General features: G+C 74.5%; 12 protein-coding genes and 2 pseudogenes. 2 read left to right on the top strand and 12 right to left on the bottom strand.

Annotation, left to right across the window (positions count from 1 at the left end; genetic code table 11):
• Window positions 1-93: 93 nt before the first annotated feature.
• From IF01_RS0115580 to IF01_RS0115550, 8 genes and pseudogenes are all read right to left on the bottom strand, one after another.
• Window positions 94-855: a maleate cis-trans isomerase family protein gene (locus IF01_RS0115580; protein ID WP_030394006.1), complete on the bottom strand. Its 762-nt coding sequence runs from the start codon at window positions 853-855 to the stop codon at window positions 94-96.
• A gap of 34 nt (window positions 856-889) precedes the next feature.
• Window positions 890-1810, bottom strand: a complete 921-nt coding sequence (locus IF01_RS0115575) for a fumarylacetoacetate hydrolase family protein (RefSeq protein WP_030394005.1) — start codon at window positions 1808-1810, stop codon at window positions 890-892.
• Between the two features lie 16 nt (window positions 1811-1826).
• Window positions 1827-2942 (bottom strand): cupin domain-containing protein, encoded by a 1116-nt coding sequence (locus tag IF01_RS0115570; protein ID WP_030394004.1) that lies wholly within the window; start codon window positions 2940-2942, stop codon window positions 1827-1829.
• Window positions 2939-3943 (bottom strand): carbon-nitrogen hydrolase family protein, encoded by a 1005-nt coding sequence (locus tag IF01_RS0115565; protein ID WP_030394003.1) that lies wholly within the window; start codon window positions 3941-3943, stop codon window positions 2939-2941. The genes IF01_RS0115570 and IF01_RS0115565 overlap by 4 nt, the downstream gene beginning before the upstream one ends.
• 35 nt (window positions 3944-3978) lie before the next feature.
• Window positions 3979-6402, bottom strand: coding sequence for an oxidoreductase (locus tag IF01_RS0115560; protein ID WP_051755388.1), 2424 nt, complete (start codon window positions 6400-6402; stop codon window positions 3979-3981).
• Window positions 6399-6743, bottom strand: a pseudogene (locus tag IF01_RS49945) (acyl-CoA thioesterase); the annotation flags it as partial. The gene IF01_RS0115560 and the pseudogene IF01_RS49945, both read right to left, overlap by 4 nt.
• 108 nt (window positions 6744-6851) lie before the next feature.
• Window positions 6852-8462: pseudogene (locus IF01_RS0115555) on the bottom strand (AMP-binding protein); the annotation flags it as partial.
• 153 nt (window positions 8463-8615) lie between these two features.
• Window positions 8616-9299: an MBL fold metallo-hydrolase gene (locus tag IF01_RS0115550; RefSeq protein ID WP_078879986.1), complete on the bottom strand. Its 684-nt coding sequence runs from the start codon at window positions 9297-9299 to the stop codon at window positions 8616-8618.
• Window positions 9300-9403: 104 nt separating this feature from the next.
• On the opposite strand from IF01_RS0115550, the gene IF01_RS0115545 reads away from it, so the two are divergent.
• Window positions 9404-10363 carry a GlxA family transcriptional regulator gene (locus tag IF01_RS0115545; protein ID WP_037779942.1) on the top strand — a complete coding sequence of 320 codons (960 nt, stop codon included), beginning with the start codon at window positions 9404-9406 and terminating at the stop codon, window positions 10361-10363.
• 74 nt (window positions 10364-10437) lie between these two features.
• Here the strand turns inward: IF01_RS0115545 and IF01_RS0115540 are convergent, their stop codons facing one another.
• Both IF01_RS0115540 and IF01_RS0115535 read right to left on the bottom strand, forming a co-directional pair.
• Entirely contained in the window at window positions 10438-11895 is a 1458-nt protein-coding gene (locus tag IF01_RS0115540; protein WP_037779914.1) for a phytoene desaturase family protein, read from the bottom strand.
• A 55-nt stretch (window positions 11896-11950) separates the two neighbouring features.
• Window positions 11951-12673 carry a DsbA family oxidoreductase gene (locus IF01_RS0115535; protein ID WP_030393997.1) on the bottom strand — a complete coding sequence of 241 codons (723 nt, stop codon included), beginning with the start codon at window positions 12671-12673 and terminating at the stop codon, window positions 11951-11953.
• 387 nt (window positions 12674-13060) lie between these two features.
• Here IF01_RS0115535 and IF01_RS0115530 point away from each other — a divergent pair, with 387 nt between their 5' ends.
• Window positions 13061-13774: a TNT domain-containing protein gene (locus tag IF01_RS0115530; protein ID WP_030393996.1), complete on the top strand. Its 714-nt coding sequence runs from the start codon at window positions 13061-13063 to the stop codon at window positions 13772-13774.
• A gap of 55 nt (window positions 13775-13829) precedes the next feature.
• Here the strand turns inward: IF01_RS0115530 and IF01_RS47515 are convergent, their stop codons facing one another.
• Both IF01_RS47515 and IF01_RS0115520 read right to left on the bottom strand, forming a co-directional pair.
• Window positions 13830-18572: an ATP-binding protein gene (locus IF01_RS47515; RefSeq protein ID WP_030393995.1), complete on the bottom strand. Its 4743-nt coding sequence runs from the start codon at window positions 18570-18572 to the stop codon at window positions 13830-13832.
• Between the two features lie 6 nt (window positions 18573-18578).
• Window positions 18579-19715 (bottom strand): AAA family ATPase, encoded by a 1137-nt coding sequence (locus IF01_RS0115520; protein WP_030393994.1) that lies wholly within the window; start codon window positions 19713-19715, stop codon window positions 18579-18581.
• Window positions 19716-19779 lie beyond the last annotated feature (64 nt).

Here is a 19779-nt window from a genome sequence, read left to right as displayed (position 1 = left end):
TCTCCTCCCGACGGCTCGTGGTGATCATAGCGGTGGCACTCGGCAGGGGCGGGTTCCCGGCTCCGGCCGAGGCGGTCCGGGCCCGGCGGCGGTTCAGGACTCCGCGAACGCGCCGGACAGCAGGTGGCCGGCGCCGGGGGCGAAGGCCGGCAGGCCGAGGGCGCGCAGCAGCTGGTGGGTGGTGCAGACGGCCGCCGAGACGACCGGTTTGCCGAGCCGCTGCTCGGCCTCCTCGATCGCCGACAGCGAGGGCATCTGCACACAGGCGGACAGCACCACCGCGTCGGCCCGGCTGTGCGCGAGGCCGGCCGCGATGTCCGGCAGTTTCGCCGGGTCGTGGGCGGCGACGTCGAGGTTGTCGGCGATCTCCAGGGCCGCGAAGTCGACCACCTCGATGCCCTCGTGGCCGAGGTAGTCGACGACGGTGCGGGCCAGCGGGCGCAGGTAGGGGGTGACCACGGCGACCTTCCGGGCGCCGAGCGTGTGCAGCCCGGTCACCAGCGCGCCGGCGCTGGTGACCACGGGCGCGGCGGCACCGTTCTCGACGGTGCGCCGGTGCAGCCGCTGCTCGGCCTCCCGGTGGTAGCCGGGGCCGGTGGCCATCACCGCGACCAGGCAGGCGTAGCCGAGCACATCGACCCGGGCGTCCGAGAGTTCGGCGGCGCACCGGTCGGACTCGGCGTCCATGGCGCGCAGTTGCTCGGGGGTGACCCGGGTCATCCGCATCCGGCTGGAGTGGAAGGTGAAGCGCTCGGGTGCGACCTGCTCGCGGGCGCGGAGCAGGGCGGGCACCTCGGTCTCCATGGTGACGTTGGAGCTCGGGACGATCTGGCCTATCCGGTAGCTGGTGGTCATCGGGGCGGGCTCCTCTGCGGGGGTGGGCGGCCGGTCAGCGGGCGTCGACCACGGGGTTGGCGAGGGTGCCGATGCCCTCGATGGTGGCCTCGACCAGGTCGCCGGGCCGGAGGAACTGCGGGGGGACCATCCCGGCGCCGACGCCGGACGGCGAGCCGGTGGCGATGACGTCGCCGGGTTCCAGGGTGACGCCGGAGGAGATGTCGGCGATCAGCCGGGCGATGCCGAACAGCATGTGGCGGGTGTTGGAGTCCTGCCGCAGTTCGCCGTTGACCCGCAGGGACAGGTCGAGCCGCTGCGGGTCGGGGATCTCGTCGGCGGTCACCACGACCGGGCCGAACGGCGCGTAGCTGTCCTGGCCCTTGGAGAAGAACCACTGGCCGGAGCGGCGCTGGTCGCGGGCGCTGATGTCGTTGACGATGCTGTAGCCGAAGACGTGCCGCAGGGCGTCGGCCTCGGCCACCCGGAAGGCGGGAGTGCCGATGACGACGGCGAGTTCGCACTCCCAGTCGAGCTGCTTGGTGAGCTCGGCGTTGTGCAGGACCGGCTGGCCGGGGCCGGTGACGGCGGTCGAGGGCTTGCTGAACAGCACCGGCCGGTCGGGCAGTTCGCGCTCGGTGTCGAGGGTGCGGTGCGACTCGGCGACGTGCTCGACGTAGTTGAGCCCGACGCCGACGATCTTGCCGGGTCGCAGCGGGGCGCGCAGCGACACCTCGGCGAGCGGGCGGACCGCGGGGCCCTCGGCCGGTGAGCCGTCGGCCGTCGCGCCGGCGAGCAGGTCGCGGACGGCCGCCAGGGCCGGTTCGCCGGCCGCGACCAGGCCCAGCAGGTCGGGGGGCAGCCGGACGCCGGCGGCGGAGGCGAGGGCGGTCAGGTCGGCGACCCGGTCCCCGGTGAGCAGGGCGCCGGGGCGGGGGGTGTCGTCGCCGGGGATGCAGTAGGTCAACAGCCGCATGGGTGTGCGCTCCTGGTCACGGGGTGGTGGTGGGCTGGTGCCCGTCGTGCTCCGGGTAGGGCTCCTCGCGGTACAGGCCGAGCGAGTGCATCACCGGGAAGTCGTTGAAGGAGAACAGGCAGGCGTCCTCGCCGGGGTCGAGGTTCGCGTGCTCGTGCCAGGCCCAGGACGGCACCACGAAGATGTCGCCCTGCTGCCAGGTGAAGCGGTGGCCGGCGACCACCGAGACGCCCCGTCCCTTGGCGGCCGTGTAGACCACCGAACCGGTGTGCCGGTGGGCCCGGGTGGCCTGGCCGGGGCGCAGCAACTGGAGGTGGGCGCCCATGGTGGGCATCACCGAGCCGCCGGTGACCGGGTTGGTGTACTCCATGATCACCCCGTCCCAGGGCGAGCCCTCGGTGGCGCGGGCGAGCCGGGTGAGCGCGTGGTAGCTGGGCTCCCAGGGCCAGCCGAGCAGCGGCGAGTACGGCCGGGTCCACTTCTCGACGCCGTACGGCAGCAGGTTGCCGCCGTAGCTGAGCAGGGAGGAGTTGGCCACCGGTCCGGGCCGCTGGTACAGCTCGGGGTGCACCTCGTAGAAGTTGGCGTCGAGCATGTTGACCAGCGGGATGTCCAGGCCGTCCTGCCAGATCACCGGGGCGTCCTCGGACTCGTTCCCGTGCTCGTGCCAGGCGCCGTTGGGCGTGATCGCGAAGTCCCGCGGGCCGACCTTGAGCTTCTGGCCGTCGACGATCGTCCAGGCACCGGTGCCCTCGTGCACGAAGCGCAGCGCGGAGGCCTGGTGGCGGTGCGCGGTCATCGCCTCGCCGGGGCCCATGATCTGCAGGCCGGTGTACAGCAGGCCGACGGCGGCGCTGAGTTCGCGGCGGCCCGGGTTGACCAGCATGACCACCCGGCGGCCGGCGTCGTCGGCCCTGACCAGGGGCAGCGCCTTGCGGACCAGCGGCCGCAGGTCGGCGTAGCGCCAGAGCACCGGCACCGACTTCGGCTGCGGGTACCAGGGCTCGATCTCGTTCGCCACGGTCCACAGCGCGCCCGCGTCGACCTTGGCCAGCTCTTCGTAGTAGGCGGCGAGTTCGGGGTTGTCGGCGACCCGGGCGCGGCCGATCCGGTCGTCGTCGTAGTCGGTCATTCCTCCTCCTTCGGGGGCGGTTCGGGAAAGGTCAGCGGCTGCAGCGGGCGGTTGTCGACGTGCAGCCGGAAGACGTCGAAGCGGTTGTAGTGGCCGACGATGTCGTGCATCTGCTTGGGCCGGACGCAGTCGCCGAGGTCGATCTCGGCGTACACGATCCCCTCCTCGTCCACCAGCGGCTCGGTCACCGCGCGCCCGTCGGGCCCGAAGATCCCGGACAACGCACTGCGCGGGCGGGAGAGTTGCTTGCGCAGCTGCTGGTCCTCGCCGGCGATGGCGTCGACGATCTCGGGGGAGACGGTGGAGCAGGAGACCACGGTGAAGACCTTGCCCTCGAAGCAGTGCGCGGCGGCGCGCAGCGCGATCGCCTCCGCCATGTCGTAGTCCTCGGGGGCGACCGGCAGCGCGATGTAGCAGGCCGCGTGGACGAGTTCGCCCTGCGCGAGGAGGGTGAACCGGGCCAGCGGGTTGGTGTTCTCGCCGCAGGCCAGCGCGCCGAGCGGGCCGACGGCGGTGTCGTGGACCCGCAGCGTGCTGCCGTCGCCCGGGGTCCAGGTCAGCTTCTCGGCCCAGGTGGGGACCAGCTTGCGGTGCACGCTCAGCAGTTCGCCGTCGGCGTCGATGACCAGCACGGTGTTGTAGAGCACGCCGAGGCTGTGCCGGCCGCGCTCGTTGACGCCGATCACCAGCACCACGCCGGCCCGGCGGGCGGCGGCGCGCAGCGCGTCGACGTAGGGGCCCGGCACGTCCACCGAGGCGCGGTAGAGGCGCTCGTACCAGGGCGAGCCCTGGACCGGGTTCATGGTCCAGTTCCAGTACGGGTAGCCGGGGACGAACACCTCGGGGAAGACCACCAGGGTGGCGCCGTGCTCGGCCGCCTCGTGGATCAGGGCGACCGCCTTGGCCACGGTGGCGGCGGGGTCCAGGAAGACGGGCGAGGCCTGTACGGCGGCCGCGGTGAAGCGCGGGCGCCGCAGCGCGGCGGCGATCGGCTCGGTCATCGTGCCTCCTCGGTGCGCTGGGTGCGGTCGGTGTACTACTGGATGCGGTCGGCGTCGCCCGGGTGGTCGGGCCGCCAGCGCCGGTGCACCGGCGGCTCGGGCTCGCGCACCAGCCGCAGCCTCGGCGCCACCCGGTCGGATCCCGGCCCGGGCGGGCGCCGGCTGCCCGCCGCCCACGGTCCGGGCCAGCGGGCACCAGGGCCGGTGTACCCCTGCTCGGCGGCGGCATGCAGGGTCCACAGCGGGTCGTGCAGCTGGGCCCGGCCGACCGCGACCAGGTCGGCGCGCCCGGCCAGCAGCACCGAGTCGGCGTCGTCGTGCCCGGAGATCGCGCCGACCGCGACGGTGGGCAGGCCGGTGGCCGCGCGCACCAGTTCGGCGAACGGCGTCTGGTAGCCGCGCCCGTACGGCGGCCGCTGGTGCGCCACCACCTCGCCGGTGGAGACGTCCACCGCGTCCGCCCCGCCGTCCCCGAGGGCCCGGCAGATCGCGACGGCCTCCGCCTCGGTGGTGCCGCCCGGTGCCCAGTCGCTCGCCGAGATCCGCACCAGCAGCGGCCGTCCGGCCGGCCAGACCGCGCGGACCGCCGCCAGCACCTCCAGCGGCAGCCGCAACCGCTGGGCGAGCGGGCCGCCGTAGCGGTCGGTGCGCCGGTTGGTGAGCGGCGACAGGAAGCCGGAGAGCAGGTGGCCGTGGCCGAACTGGAGCTCCAGTACCTCGAAGCCGATCCGCGCCGCACGCTCGGCGGCGGCCGCGAAGTCCGCGACCACGGCGGCGAGTTCGATCTGGTTGGCCTCGTGCGGACGCGGGCTCCCGGCGTCCCAGGGCAGTGGCGAGGCGGCCAGCAGCGGCCAGCCGTCCGCGCCCAGGGACCGGCCGATCCCGTCCGGTCCCGGCACCGAGGTGGCGGCCCGCCGCCCGGCGTGGGTGAGCTGGATCCCGACGGGGGTGTCGCTCACCGCCCTGACGTCGGCGAGGAGTTCGCGCCAGGCCGCCTCCTGCCGGTCGTTCCACAGGCCCGGGCAGTGGTCGGTGGCCCGGCCCTCCGGCGTGACCGCCGTCATCCCGGCGATCACCAGCCCGGCGCCGCCGAGCGCGTGGGCGGTCAGCTGGGCCCGGTCGAAGGCACTGGGCAGCGCGTCGGGCGAGGTGAAGGTGGCCAGCGGCGGCACCACCACCCGGTTGCGCAGCTCCAGCGCGGCCAGCTTGAGCGGCCGGAACATCGGTGGCACCGCCGCCGCCCCGGCCGGATCGGCACCGCCCGCGAAGGCCGCCTCCACCGCCGCGACGAACCCGGGGTCGCGGTCCCGGAGGTTGCCGTAGGTGACCCGGCGGCTGCGGGTGAGCAGATTGAACGCGAACCGGTCGGCGTCCTGCCCGGTCCGCCGGTCGATCGTCTCGAACCATTCCAGACTGGCCTGCGCCGCCCGCTGGGTGGACTCCACCACCGGCCGCCGCTCCGCCTCGTACGCCGCCAACGCCTGCTCCACGGTGGGCTGTTCGCCCAGGCTCGCGGCCAGGGCGAGGGCGTCCTCCAGGGCCAGCTTGGTGCCCGAGCCGATCGAGAAGTGCGCCGAGTGCGCGGCGTCACCGAGCAGCACCACGTTCCGGTGCCGCCAAGTGGCGTTGCGCACCGTGGTGAAGCGGATCCAGCGGGAGGCATTGGGGATCAGCCGGTGCCCCTCCAGGTGCGGGGCGAGCAGCTCCGCGCAGCGCCGCACGCTCTCCTCGTCGCTCTCGCCGCGCGCGAACTCCCGGTCGGCGAGGGCCTCGAAGCCCGCCCGGCGCCAGGCGTCCTCGGCGATCTCCACGATGAAGGTCGACCGCTGCGCGCTGTACGGGTAGGCGTGCACCTGGAGCACCCCGAAGTCGAAGCGCTCGACGAGGAAGGTGAAGGCGTCGAAGACCTTGTCGGTGGCGAGCCACATGTAGCGGGCGTGCCGCTGGTCCAGCTCCGGCCGGAAGGTGTCGGCGTACGCGGCCCGCGTCGCCGAGTTGATGCCGTCGGCGGCCACCATCAGGTCGTACTCCTCGACGAGTTGCCCGACGGGGGGTGCGGGCGTGCGGTAGCGGACGTCCACCGCCAGTTCGTCGCAGCGCCGTTGCAGGATCGCGCGCAGCCGGTTGCGGTCCAGCGCCGCGAACCCGTGGCCGCCGCTGGTGCGCACCTGCCCGGCGTACCGGACGTCGATGTCGCTCCAGCGTGCGAACTCGGCGCCCATCGCCGCGAACACGGCCGGGTCGGCCTGCGCGATGCCGTCCAGCGTCTCGTCGGAGAACACCACCCCGAAGCCGAACTCGTCCTCGCGGCCGTCCCGTTCGAAGACGGTGATCTCCCGCTCCGGCGCCAGTCGGCGGGCCAGGGCGGCGAAGTAGAGCCCGCCCGGACCGCCGCCGATCACCGCCACCCGGCGGGCGGCCCCGGCCCCGGCTGTCCTACGACCCTCTGCCGTGCTCACCGGATCACCTCCGGATCCTGCCGTCCGGCCCCGGTCAGCGCCCGGCGCACCGGCTCCGGCCAGGGCTCGGTGCCCTTGGCGTGCGGCGCGGCGTGCACCACCGACATCCGCCCGCCCGCGGCCGGGCCGTTCGGGCCGTGCACCTCGAAGGCGTAGTGCAGCGAGGAGCCGCCGACCCGCTCGACCCGCAGTTCCACCCGGACCAGGTCGCCGAACCACAGCCGTTCGCGGTAGTCGGCCTCGAAGTGCACCCGGGGGATCCGGCCGAACAGCCCGTCCAGGCCCAGCCGGCGCAGCAGCGTCGCCTCGGCGGCCTCGGCCCAGCGCTGGACGGCCGAGAAGTGGTAGTGCCCGGCGGCGTCGGTGTCCGACCACTCGACCCGCCGCTCGACGGTCACACTGGCGGGTTGCGGACCGGCCGCGGCCTCCGTCGAGGGCGCCGGCACGGGGGCGGCCCGGCGGCGCAGCTCGGCCCGGGCCAGCTTCCCGGTCGCGGTGCGCGGCAGCGCGTCGACGAACTCGACCGCGCGCGGGTACTTGTAGGGCGCGATGGCCTGCTTGACGTGCTCCTGGAGCGCGCGGACGGTGTCCGGCCCGGCGGCGACGCCCGCGCGCAGCACCACATAGGCCTTGACCACGGTGCCGCGCCGTTCGTCCGGCGCCCCGACCACCGCGCAGTCGGCGACGTCGGGGTGGTCGGCGAGGACCTGCTCCACCTCGGGCCCGGCGATGTTGTAGCCGGAGGAGACGATCATGTCGTCATTGCGCGCCCGGTACCAGAAGTACCCGTCCGGGTCGCGCACGTAGGTGTCCCCGGTGAGGTTCCAGCCGTCGCGCACGTACTCGTGCTGGCGTTCGTCGCGCAGATAGCGGCAGCCGGTGGGGCCCTTGACCGCGAGCCGCCCGGGCTGCCCGTCCGGCACCGGCCGGCCCTGCTCGTCCAGGATCGCCGCCCGGTAGCCCGGCACGGGACGGCCGGTCGAGCCGGGGCGGATGTCCCCGTCGGCGGCGGAGATGAACACGTGCAGCAGCTCGGTGGCGCCGATGCCGTCGATCAGCCGCTGCCCGGTGGCCTCGCGGAACGCCTCCCAGACGGCGGCCGGCAGGTGCTCGCCGGCCGAGACGCACCGCCGTACCCCGGCGAGCCGGTCGGCCAGCCCGGAGGCGAGGATCGCCCGGTAGGCCGTCGGCGCGGTGAACAGCACGTCTACGCCGTGCCGGTGCACGTGCTCGGCCAACTGCTCCGGCGTGGCCTGCTCCAGCAGCAGGGTGGCCGCGCCGGCCCGCATCGGGAAGACCACCAGGCCGCCGAGCCCGAAGGTGAAGGCGAGCGGCGGGGTGCCGGCGAACAGGTCGTCGGCGGTGGGCCGCAGCAGGTGGTGCGAGAAGGTATCGGCGTTGGCGAGCACGTCGCGGTGGAAGTGCAGGGTGGCCTTGGGCCGTCCGGTGGTGCCGGAGGTGAAGGCGATCAGCGCGACGTCGTCGGCGGCGGTCGGGACGGCGGTGAACGGGCCGGCCGTCGCGGCGCAGCGCGCGGTGAGGTCCTCGGGTCCGGGGCCGCCGTACGGCACCACGGTCAGCCCGGGTGTCGCGGCCTGCTCCAGCTCGGCGAGGAAGCGGTGGTCGCAGAGCGCCAGTACGGGCGCCGCGACCTCGTGCAGGGCGGTCAGCTCGGCCGCCCGCAGCAGCGGCATGGTGGTCACCACCACCCCGCCGGCCTTCAGGACCCCGAGCCAACAGGCCACCAGCCAGGGTGCGTTGGGCCCCCGTAACAGGACCCTGTTGCCGGGCACAAGGCCCAGCTGCCCGGTCAGCAGCCGGGCCACCGCGTCGGCGTGACCGCGCAGTTCGCCGTACGTCCAGACGCCGTCCGGCGTGACCAGGCAGCGCCGGTCCGGGCCGAACCGCTCGATCGTCGCGTCGAGCAGCTCGTGTGCGCAGTTCAATCGGTCCGGATAGGCCAACTCCGGTAGGTCGAAGAGGAATTCGGGCCACTCCTCGAGGGGTGGCAGGTTGTCGCGACAGAACGTGTCCACGTGCGCGGAGGGCGAGAGCTCCATGGGTGGGCCACCTCATCGGGCGAGCGGGAGTGAGGCAAGTATCGCGCTTCGGTGACGCCAGTCAAGAGAGCGATACATACATTCGGCCCATCCCCTGCCCCTGCCTCTGTCCCGACCCCCGCCCGCCGCCGGGCGCCCACCGCGCGGCCCGCCCTACCGCGGGGTGGACTCGTCGCCGCGGAAGGGAGCGCCGTGACCGGGCACGATGAGGTCCGCGGCGGCCAGCACCCGGAGCCGGGAGGCCCGCAGGAGCTCGCGGTCCGGAGCCACCGGGTCCTCCGCCGGTCCGGCCGCGTGCCACCACAGGTCGCCGGCGAACGCGACCACGCCCTCCGGCGTCCCGGCCAGCAGCGTGATGTCCTCGGCGCTGTGCCCGGGCGTGCGGATCAGCCGCAGGGAGGGGGTCAGCTCGTACCCCTCGGCGTCCCGGTTCGTCCACTGGTGGCCCCGGTACTCGACCCGGTGGTCGTGCACCCGGGCCCGGCCGAAGAGGCCCACGTTCATGGTGTTGTCGGGGTGGTGGTGGCTGAGCACCACATCGGTGATGTCCTCGGGGCCGAGCCCCAGCGCGGCCAGCGGGCCGAGGATGTCGTCCTGGCTCGCCACCATGCCCGGGTCGAAGACCACATGCCGTCCGGCGTCCGTGACGTAGGAGACGGTGGCGGCGACCCCGGGGCCGGTGGAGCCCACGTAGCCGGTGGTCAGGACGTGGAAGGCGGCGCTGCGGCCGAGCGGAGCGTCCGCCGGCGGTGCGTCGGCCAGAGGGGCGTTGATGGGGGGAGCGTCGGTGAGGGGAGCGTCGGTCAGCGGGGCGTTCGCGATCGGTGCGTTCGTCATGCGTCGATCCTGTCGAACGCCCACGCCCCCGACGAGTGGCACAGATGCCAGCGATCGCAGGAAAAATGCCGACCGCCCGCCGCCCGCTGTGCCACACTCCGCGGATGGCCCCCTTCAGCACCGTCGCCGCCTACGTCCCGCCCGGTGCCGGCATGCTCGCCGTCGGCATCGTCGCCGAGGTCTTCGGCCCGCACGGGGCGGAACTGCCGGGCTTCGACTTCGCCCTCTGCGCCGACCGTCCCGGCAGCGTCGACACCGACCTCGGCGTGCCGCTGGCGATCGCGCACGGCCTGGACCGGCTCGCCGCCGCCGACCTCGTGCTCGCCCTCCCCGGTGCCGGCTTCCGCACCCCGCCCCCGCCGGCCGTCCTGGACGCCCTGGCGGCCGCCCACGACCGCGGCGCCCTGGTCGCCGCCCACTGCGTCGGCACCTTCGCGCTCGCCGCCGCCGGACTGCTCGACGGCCGCCGCGCCACCACCCACTGGCGCTTCGCCGGACTGCTGGCCCGCAGCCACCCGGGCGTCACCGTCGAACCCGAGGCGCTCTACCTGGACGACGGCCGGATCACCACCGGTGCCGGCGCCGCCGCGGGCTTCGACCTCTGCCTGCACCTGATCCGGCGCGAGCACGGCGCCGCCGTCGCCAACCACATCGCCCGGGACATGGTGCTGCCCTCCCACCGCGACGGCGGCCAGGCCCAGTACCTCGCCGCACCGGTGCCCGAGGACGGCGAGGACGAGCGACTCGCCGAACTGCTCGGCTGGGCCCGCGCCAACCTCCACCGGCCGCTGCCGGTCGCCGAACTGGCCCGCCGCGCCGTGATGAGCAAGCGCTCCTTCCTGCGCCGCTTCGCCGCCGCCACCGGCACCACCCCGCACGCCTGGCTCGGCGAGCTGCGGCTGACCGCCGCCGAGGAACTCCTGGAGACCACCGACCTGCCGGTGGAGGAGATCGCCCGCCGGGTCGGCTACAGCGGCGCGGCGGTCCTGCGGGAGCGCTTCGTCCGCCGCCGCGGCGTCCCGCCCCGGGTCTACCGCCGCTCGTTCTCCCGGGTGACGGGGTGACGGGGTGACGGGGTGACCGGCTGACCAGGTGACGAGGCCGGGCCCCCGCCCTTGCCCCGGCGCCTTGTCCGCCTTCAGTCGCGCGCCGTGCCCCGCCCCCGCCCGCCGGCAGGCCGCCCACGCAGCCACCGCAGGGCCGCCTCCGCCGCATTGGCCCCGCACATGCCGTGGACGCCGGGCCCGGGCGGGGTCGCGGCGGAGCAGAGGTAGTGGCCGGGCAGCCCGGTGGCGTAGGGGTGGAGGGTGGCCCGGGGCCCGAGCACCAGCTGACGGACGTCCTTGGCGCCGGTCATGATGTCGCCGCCGACGAAGTTGGGGTTGTCGGCGGCGAAGTCGGCCGGGCGGCGCACGATCATGCCGAGGACGCGCTCGCGGAAGCCGGGCGCGAAGCTCTCGATCCGGGCGATCACCGCCTCGGTGGCGTCCCCGGTCCAGCCGTGCGGCACATGGGCGTACGTCCACAGCGGGTGGACGTCGCCCGCCGAACGGCCGGGGTCGGCCAGGTACTGCTGGCCGACCAGCACGAACGGCCGCTCCGGCATCCGCCCGGCGGTCACGTCGCGCTCGGCGGCGGCCAGCTCGGCGAAGCTGCCGCCGAGGTGGACGGTCCCGGCGCGGCGGGCCGGCTCGGCCGTCCACGGCACCCCGCCCGCCACCGCGAAGTCCACCTTGAACGCGCCCGGGCCGTGCCGGAACCGGCGGTAGGCACGGGCGGTCCGGGTCGGCAGCCGGTCGCCGAGGACGGCGGCGACGGCGCCGGGCGCGAGGTCGTACAGGACGAGGTCGGCGGGCGGCAGGTGGTCCGCCGAGCGGACCGGGACGCCGGTCTCGATGACCCCGCCCAGTTCGGTGAGCAGCGCGGCCAGCGCCCGGGTGATCGCCCCCGAGCCGCCGACGGCCACGGCCCAGCCGTACCGGTGCCCGGCGGTCAGCAGCCCCAGGCCCACGGCGGCGCTGAGCGGCCGGTCCAGCGGCTGGAAGGCGTGGGCGGCGGCCCCGCCGAACAGCGCCCGGGCCCGCTCCCCGGTGAAGGCCCGGGCGACGGCGGTGGCCGGGAGCAGGGCGGGCGCGCCGAAGCGGGCGAGCCGCACCGGGTGGCGGGGGAGCCGCAGCAGCGGGCCCATGAGGTCGTCGGCGAGCCGGTCGTACCCCGCGACCGGCCCCTCGAACAGCTGCCGCCAGCGCCGGCCGTCGACGCCCCCGAGCCCGTCGGCCGTCGCGGCGACCGAGCGGTGCAGGACCCCGGCCGTGCCGTCCTCCAGCGGGTGCGCGCAGTCGATCTCCGGCAGCCGGAACTCCAGCCCGAAGCGCTCCAGGCCGAGGCCGCGCAGGAAGGGCGAGCCGATGGTCATCGGGTGGATGGCGGAGCAGTGGTCGTGCAGCAGCCCGGGCACGATCGCCTCCCCGCTGCGCGCCCCGCCGCCGATCTCCCCGGCTGCCTCCAGCACGGTCACCCGCACACCCGCCCGGGCCAGCCGGACGGCGGCGGCGAGCCCGTTCGGCCCGCCGCCCACCACTACCGCGGTACTCATGCGGCCAGCATCCCGCATCGGCCGTCCGTGGGCGGCGTCCGCGGCGTCGGCGCCGTCAGCGTCGCGGCACCTCGCAGCCCTCCGGCCCGCAGGCGTCGGTGTCCCCGCCGCCGTCCCCGCCGACGGTGACGAGCGGTACGACCGTCCGGCTGTCCCAGGCCTGCTCCAGCGCCGCCGTGAAGGTCTCGGTCGGCTGCGCGCCCGAGACCCCGAGCCGCCGGTCGAGCACGAAGAACGGCACCCCGGTGGCACCCATCGCGCTGGCCGTCGCCTCGTCCTCGCGCACCGCCTCCGCGTAGGCGTCCGGATCGGCCAGCACCCGGGCCGCCTCCGCCCCGTCCAGACCGGCCTCGACCGCCAGCTCGGCGAGCCGCCCGGGCGCGAACGCGGACCGTTCCTCGGCGAAGTTGGCCCGGTAGAGGGCGTCCAGCAGCTCCGCCTGCCGCCCGTGCTCGGCCGCGAAGTGGAGCAGGCGGTGCATGTCGAAGGAGTTCGCGGCATCACGCCCCGAGCGCAGGTACGCCAGCCCCTCGGCCTCGGCGTTGTCGGCGATCCGCTGCTCCGCCGCCTCGGCCTGCTCCAGCCCGAGCCCGTACTTGGCGGCGATCAGCGGCACCACCGGCCGGGCCTCCTGCGGCGCCCGGGGGTCGAGCTCGAACGACCGGTGGACGACCTCCACGGCCTCCCGGTGCGGGAAGCGCTCCAACGCCCGCTCGAACCGCGCCTTGCCGATGTAGCACCACGGGCAGTTGATGTCGCTCCAGATCTCGACGCGCACGGTCGCTCCTGTCCTCGCCTGGTGGCGGGCCCTTCCCGCGCACACTCACGGGAGAACATCCGTGAAGAAGTAGATATTTCTCCTCGTGAACCATTTGCTCGGCGACCGGGACCGGGGTCGGGACTGGGGCCGGGACCGGGGCCGGCACTGGCCCCGGCCGGGGCGAAAGCCCCTTTCCGCCCGTGGAATTGGCGCCGGTCGCGGCGGACCTCGGCCGGTCGGGTGAATGGGGCCAAGGTGGGCGTTTCGCCCACGAATCAATGCCGTGGCGGCGTGTAGCTTCCGGTGCCGATCGACCCGTTGTCGATCAATCCCTTCCGTCCTACCGGGCGCTCCCCTGCGCGCCCGGCCCGGACCCCTGCCACCCCCCCCGGAGGACCCACCCCCATGCGTTCCCGCCATCTCGCCGCCCTGTCCCTGGCGGCCGCCCTGCTGGTGACCGGCACCGCTGCCACCCAGAGCGCCGCCGCCACCACGCTCCCGGTCACCGAGGCCCAGGCGGACCCGACCGACTGCCCCAGCGAGCAGTACCGGCCGACCCCCGAGGACAAGAAGAACTTCTACTGCGGCTTCAAGGAGCTCGGCCCCAGGAACCTGCCCACCGGGGTCGCGAAGCTGCTGAAGGGCTACGACCGCTTCGGAGGCCTCACGCCGCAGCAGTTCCTCTCCTGGTACCGCGACGGCCTGGACTGGAAGTACCCGGCCGAGGACGGCTTCCGCGACGTCAACGGCACCATCGACCGGACCACCGTCGAGATCCCCACCGGCACCAAGCTCGACCGCTTCGGGCTCTACTACGGCCGCTACCTGTCGAAGACCGGCACGTCCTTCCCCGAGCGCGCGCTCCCGCCGGACAGCCTCAACCCGGTGGTCGAGGAGGGCAAGGAGGTCGACAGCTACCACTGCTACGGCGTGAAGCTGCCCTTCAAGGTCGAACAGGGCGGCATCGCCTCCGGCTTCGCCCAGCCCGGCAAGGGCATCCAGCAGTACCTGAACGAGAAGCTGAAGCCCGTCGAGTTCGGGAGCGACTCCTACAACGTCAAGACCCTGCTGGACCGGAAGTACCTGGAGGCGCTGCCCGACGCCGCCTGCCTCGCCTGACGCCCGCGCGACCACGGGCCCGCCCGCCCCACCGCCACTGGTGGGGCGGGCGGACTCACGATTCGATGATCCGGCCGGCCGTCGGATGGGAGAGGATCAGGCCCAGGAGCTGCGGGTCCCCGTTGTACAGGTAGATGGCGTCCTCGGCCGGTGGCTCCGCGCCCTCGATCGGCATCAGGCTGAATCGCACGGTGATGTCCGTGCCGAACTGCTCGGTGAGCATGTCGAACACCGGCCGGGAGACGGCGACGGCCGTGACGGGCCGGTCGCGGACGTGGCGGTCCCCGGCGATCATTCTCCTCAACAGGTCGGCTCCGGGCAGGTGTTCGGGGTGGCTGCCGTGCAGGACGGACACGATGATCGGGGTCCGCGGCCGGTCGGCGGGGGAGAGCCGTTTGATCCGCTCCCAGAGGTCCAGGACAGTGCGCCCGGCCGTGGCCAGGGGATCGCCCGGTTCGACGAACGCGAGCAGCAGTTCGGCCCCGAACCCGGGCGACGGCCGGCTGAGCCCGCTCTCGATGGTGGAGGCGCGCTGGACCTCGCCGAGGATCTGCTCCAGGAGGAGGACCGCTGCCTCGTCGGCGTCCGGGAACTGAATGGCCAGATAGAGCTGGTTGGTCCGGGCCTCCTCCTCCCCGGAGAAGAGCCGGAACAGCCGGTCGAGCGCCGCCCGATCTTCGGCGGGCAGGTCCACGGTCCGGATCCGGGCCTCGTTCAGGGCCTGGACGAGGGCGCGCAGGAACCACTCGGCAACCGTGTTGTCGCCCCGGCGGTGGTCGATCGCCCGCATGCTCTCGGCGATGGTGGTCAGGTCGTCGAACTGCCGGTCGCCGAGGAGGATCCGCAGCAGAGAACGGGTGAACGCGAAGGCTGCGTCGATTCCACCGTGCTCGGCCGCGTACTCGGCCAGCGCGACCAGGATCGGCCGCTCCGCCTCCAGCCAGGCCCGGGCGCGCTCGGGATCGCGGAAGCGGACGCCGGATCGAAGCCCACCGGGCGCGGAAGCGGCGTCCATCTCCAGTTGGTAGTGGACCAGCAGCCGGTCGAGTGCGACGTCCCGATCGTCGACATCGGCGTTGGCCTGGCCCCGGCTGAGGGAGTAGAGCCGGGTCAACGGGGGGAGCCGCCAGTGGTCCCGGGTCGGGCCCGGCTCCACCAGATGGGCCCGGGCAAGGGCGGCCATGAGCTGCTCCGCCACCAGGATGTCGAGGTTCGCCACGCCTGCGGCGACGTCGGCGGACAGCTCGTAGTACGGGTACACGGAGAGCAGGCGGAACAACCGGCTCTCGCTGCTCGACAGGTCCAGGTACGACTCGGTGAAGGCGACCCGCATGCTCCGCGCGCGATTACTGAGCCCGTCGAGCAGGAAGGGGGGGTCATTCAGCTCCCGGACAAGGGAGGCCACGGGGAGGGCCGGTTGATCGGCCAGACGGTCGACGCAGATCGTCAGCGCCAGCGGCAGACCGTCGCACAGCTCGGCCAGCGCCAGCCAGGGACCGGGTGGGCCCCCGGCACGTTCGTCGCCGGGCAGGGACGCCCGCACCCCGTTGCGTAGGAGTTGGACGGAATCCTCCGGGGTCATTGTCCCCAGGTCGAGCAGGGTGGCGCCGATCGGCAGCGAATGGCGGGAGGTGACGAGGACAGTGACTGAGCTGTAGAACGGGAGGCACGGCGCGAGGTCCAAGTGCGGTGGCGCATTGTCGAGTACAAGCAGGAGCGGTCCGGCCTGCATGCTGAGTTGACCGAGATAGTCCCGGAGAAGGTTGAGCCGGTCACGGGGGTCCGGCGGCACGATGTCAGCCGGAACGCCCAGGGCCTGCAGGATGACAGCCGGAGCCTGCGGGTCGGACGGCGCGGAGCTGTTCGGATGCTCGCGCAGGTCGAGGTAGAGCGCTCCACCGGAGTACCAGCCGTTTCCCAGGGCCGTCCCGACGGCTTGGCGGACAAGCTCGGACTTCCCTACGCCTGGGGAACCGGTGACGAGGGTGGCGCGGTTCGGAAAATGTTTGGGTTCCGAGGGCTTCAGGAACGACAGCAGGGTGGCCAGTGCCTCGGCGCGGCCGGTGAACGCAGGGGACGGTGCGGGGATCCGGTACCGCGTGGGGCTCGGGACCGGAAGGCGCAGCATCACCGGTAGGCCCTGGATCGTGGTGTAGACGACGACCTGGTCGCTGTTCGTTCGGATCGGCGGCGGCGGCGGGTCGGTCGCGGCGGGCAGGGCGCGCGCCAGTTCCGCGTCGAGGTCCGTCTCGGCGAGGACGTCCGGCATGTGCGGCAGGCGCTGTGCCAACCGTCGCAGGGCCGTGGCTTGGCCGGAGTCGTCCGGGGCGTACGCGGGGCCCAGCCGCGCCACCAGCTCGTCCAGCACCTCGGCGGTGTCGAGGCTTCGGAGTTCGACGATCGTGACGCCCGTCGGCCGGAGTTGGGGGTCGCCCGTCGTGACGAGCACGCAACCCCGCCCGAGGGGTTCGAAGGAGAACCGGTACCCGGGCTGGGCGGGCCAGCCGTCCTGGGGGAAGCTGTCGAGAACGACGAGCCAGTCCCGATGCCGTTCCAGCCGATCGCGCAGGGCGGCCGGGGAGGACGCGACGTAGGGTTCGTCGGCAGGGGAGAGGGCGGACCAGAGCTGACCGAGCCCGAGCTCCAGGGAGCCGGGCGAGTGCGCGTCGATCCAGTGGGTGAAGCTGTGGCGCCCGCCGTACGCCTGGACGTACTCCTGGACCAACCGGCGTCGCCCCATACCGGCGTCGCCGACGACGACGACCACGGCAGGCTGCTCGGGCGGTCCGGACGCCGCCCGGCCAGGGTCGAAGGCGGCTGCCAGAGCGGCGAGTTCGCGCTTCCGTCCGATCATCCTCGGCGGTTCCGGTGGGCTCAGGACCGGCCGGACCGGGGACAGCCGATCGGGCCGGAGCAGTGGCGGGTCCGGCCGGGGCGTCGGCGTCGCCTCCGCCTCACGACGCGCCGTCCGCGTCACCGCCGCGGCCAGCCGCGCGGCCAGTGCTGCGTGCTGGCCGCCCGCGCTCGCGAGGACCGTCACCGCGACCTCGGCGAACGGCAGGCTCCGCGCCGACAGCCGCACCTCACCGCCGGCCTCCTCGCCCACGTCGACCGCACCGACCAGCCTGGCGACGGCGCGGAAGTCGCGGGTGCCGCCGAAGGTCGCCGCGACCCGGCCGGAGACCTTGGTGAGCACGTGCTCCAGCACCTGGACGGCCTCGGTGCGGGTCAGCTCGGCGAGCAGTTCCTTCCGCACGCCGTCCCGGAAGTCGTAGACCTGCTCGTCCGGGTCGGTGGCCGCGCCGCCCCGGGGTGCGATCAGCCCGGAGAGGAACAGTTCGGCGAGATCGGTCTGCCCGGACTCCGGCACGGCGGCCCGCTGGACCAGCCGCATCACCGGCAGGCTGAGCGGCGCCGCCGCCAGGTGGCAGGCCAGCCGGTACGCGGCGGGCGAGCTGCCGGCCCGGAACCGGGCGACACGTTCGGCGGGCGTGGCCGGAGCGCCGGCGGGACGGGTCGGACGCTGCCGCTCGGGCATACCCGCGATCGGTGCGGCGAGCATCGGCGTCCACCCGGAGGTGCGGCCCGCGGTCAGGTCGGCCCACGGGGTGATCCAGTCGGCGTCGACCTCCAGCACCGGCAGCCAGCGGATGGCCGCCCGGGCCTCGGCGCCCCGGCTGCCGGGCGGGATGCCGGGCAGGGCGGCGTCCGAGCGGAAGGCCGGGACCGGCCGGCCCGCCACGGAGGCGCGTGCGGCGACGAGGGCGGTGCGCAGCGCCGTCCGGTGCCAGAGCCGCCGGGGCAGCACCTGGAGCGCGGCCGCGGGCCGGGCGGCGGCGACGCCGGCGAGGAACTTCGGCAGCTCCTTCCCGTACCAGGCCGGGCCGACGCCGTCGGTGAGGACGAGCAGGATCCGCCGGTCGGTCGGGTCGTTGAGCGGCCGGGACCAGTCGGCCCTGGCGGCGGCAGGTGCGCCCGGACGGCGCCGGTGGAACGGCGCAAGGGTGGGGACCGGCCGGTCGGTGTCCAGCGCCCAGCACCGCACGTCGGCGAACGCGCCGTGCCGCTCCAGCAGGGTGCTCAGCTCGCCCGCCAGCCGGTGCCAGACGGCCATCGTGGCGCCGGTGTCCACCAGCAGGTCGACCGAGAAGCGCGGTTGCTGGGCGGGCCGCCAGGCCGGGAGCAGGATGCCGGTCTCGGCGGTGGCCTCGGCCGTCGCCTCCTCGTCGAGGGTGGCCCGACCGGGGGCGTCGACCGCGCGGCGCAGCGGGCGCAGGGCCCGGGCCAGGGCGAGGCCGCCGTCCAGGGCGGCGGGCTGGGTGACCCGGATGACGTGGCCGCTGGGCTCGTCGGCTCCGGGGTTCTCGGGGCGACCCTGGCTCCCGGAGCGGTGGTGCAGCGCGACGTGCGGTCCGGTGGGCGGGCGTACGGGCGGTGGTGGCGGGGGCGGTGGGGGCGGTAGGGCGACGACGGGTGCCGGACCGATCGGGGTCCGCCCGGCGGGCGGGGGCGGCGAGGACTGCCACGGTACGACGGTCGACCTCGGCCGGGCCCGTGCGGGCCGCGGCGCTGCGGACGGTCGAGGTGCGGAGGGCATCGGTAGCGGTGGGGTCGGCGGGGACGGAGGCGACGGCGGCGCGGGCGGCGGCGGAGGAGGCTCCAGCATTCCGGCCAGCCCGGCGATCCACAGGACGTCCGCGAGGTCCTGCGGCTGCGGCCCGCCGTCGGCCTGCCGGAGCAGCTCGGCGAGCGCCTCCGTCAGCCCCTCCACCGGCCCGCCCGGCGATGCCGAACCCATCGCCGCTCAGCTCTCGTTGAGCGGACGGAGCAGGGCTTCACGTACCGCGTCCCGCCCCTGCTGGTCGGCCCTGAGTACACGTCCGGCCATCAGCAGGGCGTTCAGCAGCTGGTCGTTGGCCAGTTCCGCCCCGTCCTGCTGCCGGCGGAGGAACTTGGCGATCAGATCGGTGGTCGCGGCCGCGGCGGCGGTCTCCTCGCCCAGGTGGGCGGCGACCATCGCGGCCAACCGCTGCTCGTCCGGCGCCCGGATCTCCAGCCGGACGCAGCGCCGCAGCAGAGCGCTCGGGAAGTCCCGCTCGCCGTTGCTGGTGAGGACAACCAGCGGGAACTGCGCGCAGCGCACCACACCGCCGCGCACCACCGCCGTCCGGCCGTGGTCGGCCGTGCCGACCTGTTGCGGTTCCGGGCCGAGCCGCAGCAGTTCGGGGATCTCGAACTCGCCCTCCTCGAAGACGTTCAGCAGGTCGTTGGGCAGATCGATGTCGCTCTTGTCGATCTCGTCGATCAGCAGGACACGCGGTGTCCGCCAGGGCAGCAGCGCCGTCCCGAGCGGGCCCAGCCGCAGGAACCTGCCGATGGCGGGGGCCGCGCGTTCCTCCGTCGGGGGAGGGATCAGGAAGTCGTCCTCGGGCCCGCCCCGCCGCCTGGCCAGGCGTACGGTCCGGTCGTCTCCGTACGGGCCGGGCTCCGGAACGTCCGGGTGACGGCCGTTCCGGGAGAGTCCGGCCTCGTGCAGCCGCCCGATCGCGTCGTAGCTGTACAGCCCGTCGCGCAGGCTGGTTCGGCTGCTGATGGACCAGCGCAGCACCGGGCCCAAGCGCAGCTCGTGGGCCACGGCGTAGGCGAGGGTCGACTTGCCGACGCCGGGCTTGCCGGTGATCAGGAGGGGGCGGCGCAGGTGCAGGGCGAGGTTGACCAGCCGGACCTCCCGCTCGTCCGCCTGGTAGGCCGCCGCTTGCCGGACCCGGCCGAGCCGGCGGGCCGCGGAACCGGCCGCCGAGTCCTCCGGGGGCGGTGGCGGCAGCCGTTCGGGGTCGCCGTCCGGGTCACCGAAGGCACGCCACGCGGGCGCGGGCGGGAGCCCGGCGATCCCGCCGTGGGGGACACCGGTGCCCCGGTAGATCCACCAGTCCTCGGTCATGTGCGCTCCTGGCTCGCTTCGTGTCGCTCCGGGTTCCGCGGGGCGGGGGTTCGCGGTACGGCGT

Source organism: Kitasatospora purpeofusca, from assembly GCF_000718025.1.
Lineage (GTDB): Bacteria > Actinomycetota > Actinomycetes > Streptomycetales > Streptomycetaceae > Kitasatospora > Kitasatospora purpeofusca.
This window is presented reverse-complemented; position numbering and strand designations above follow the sequence as displayed.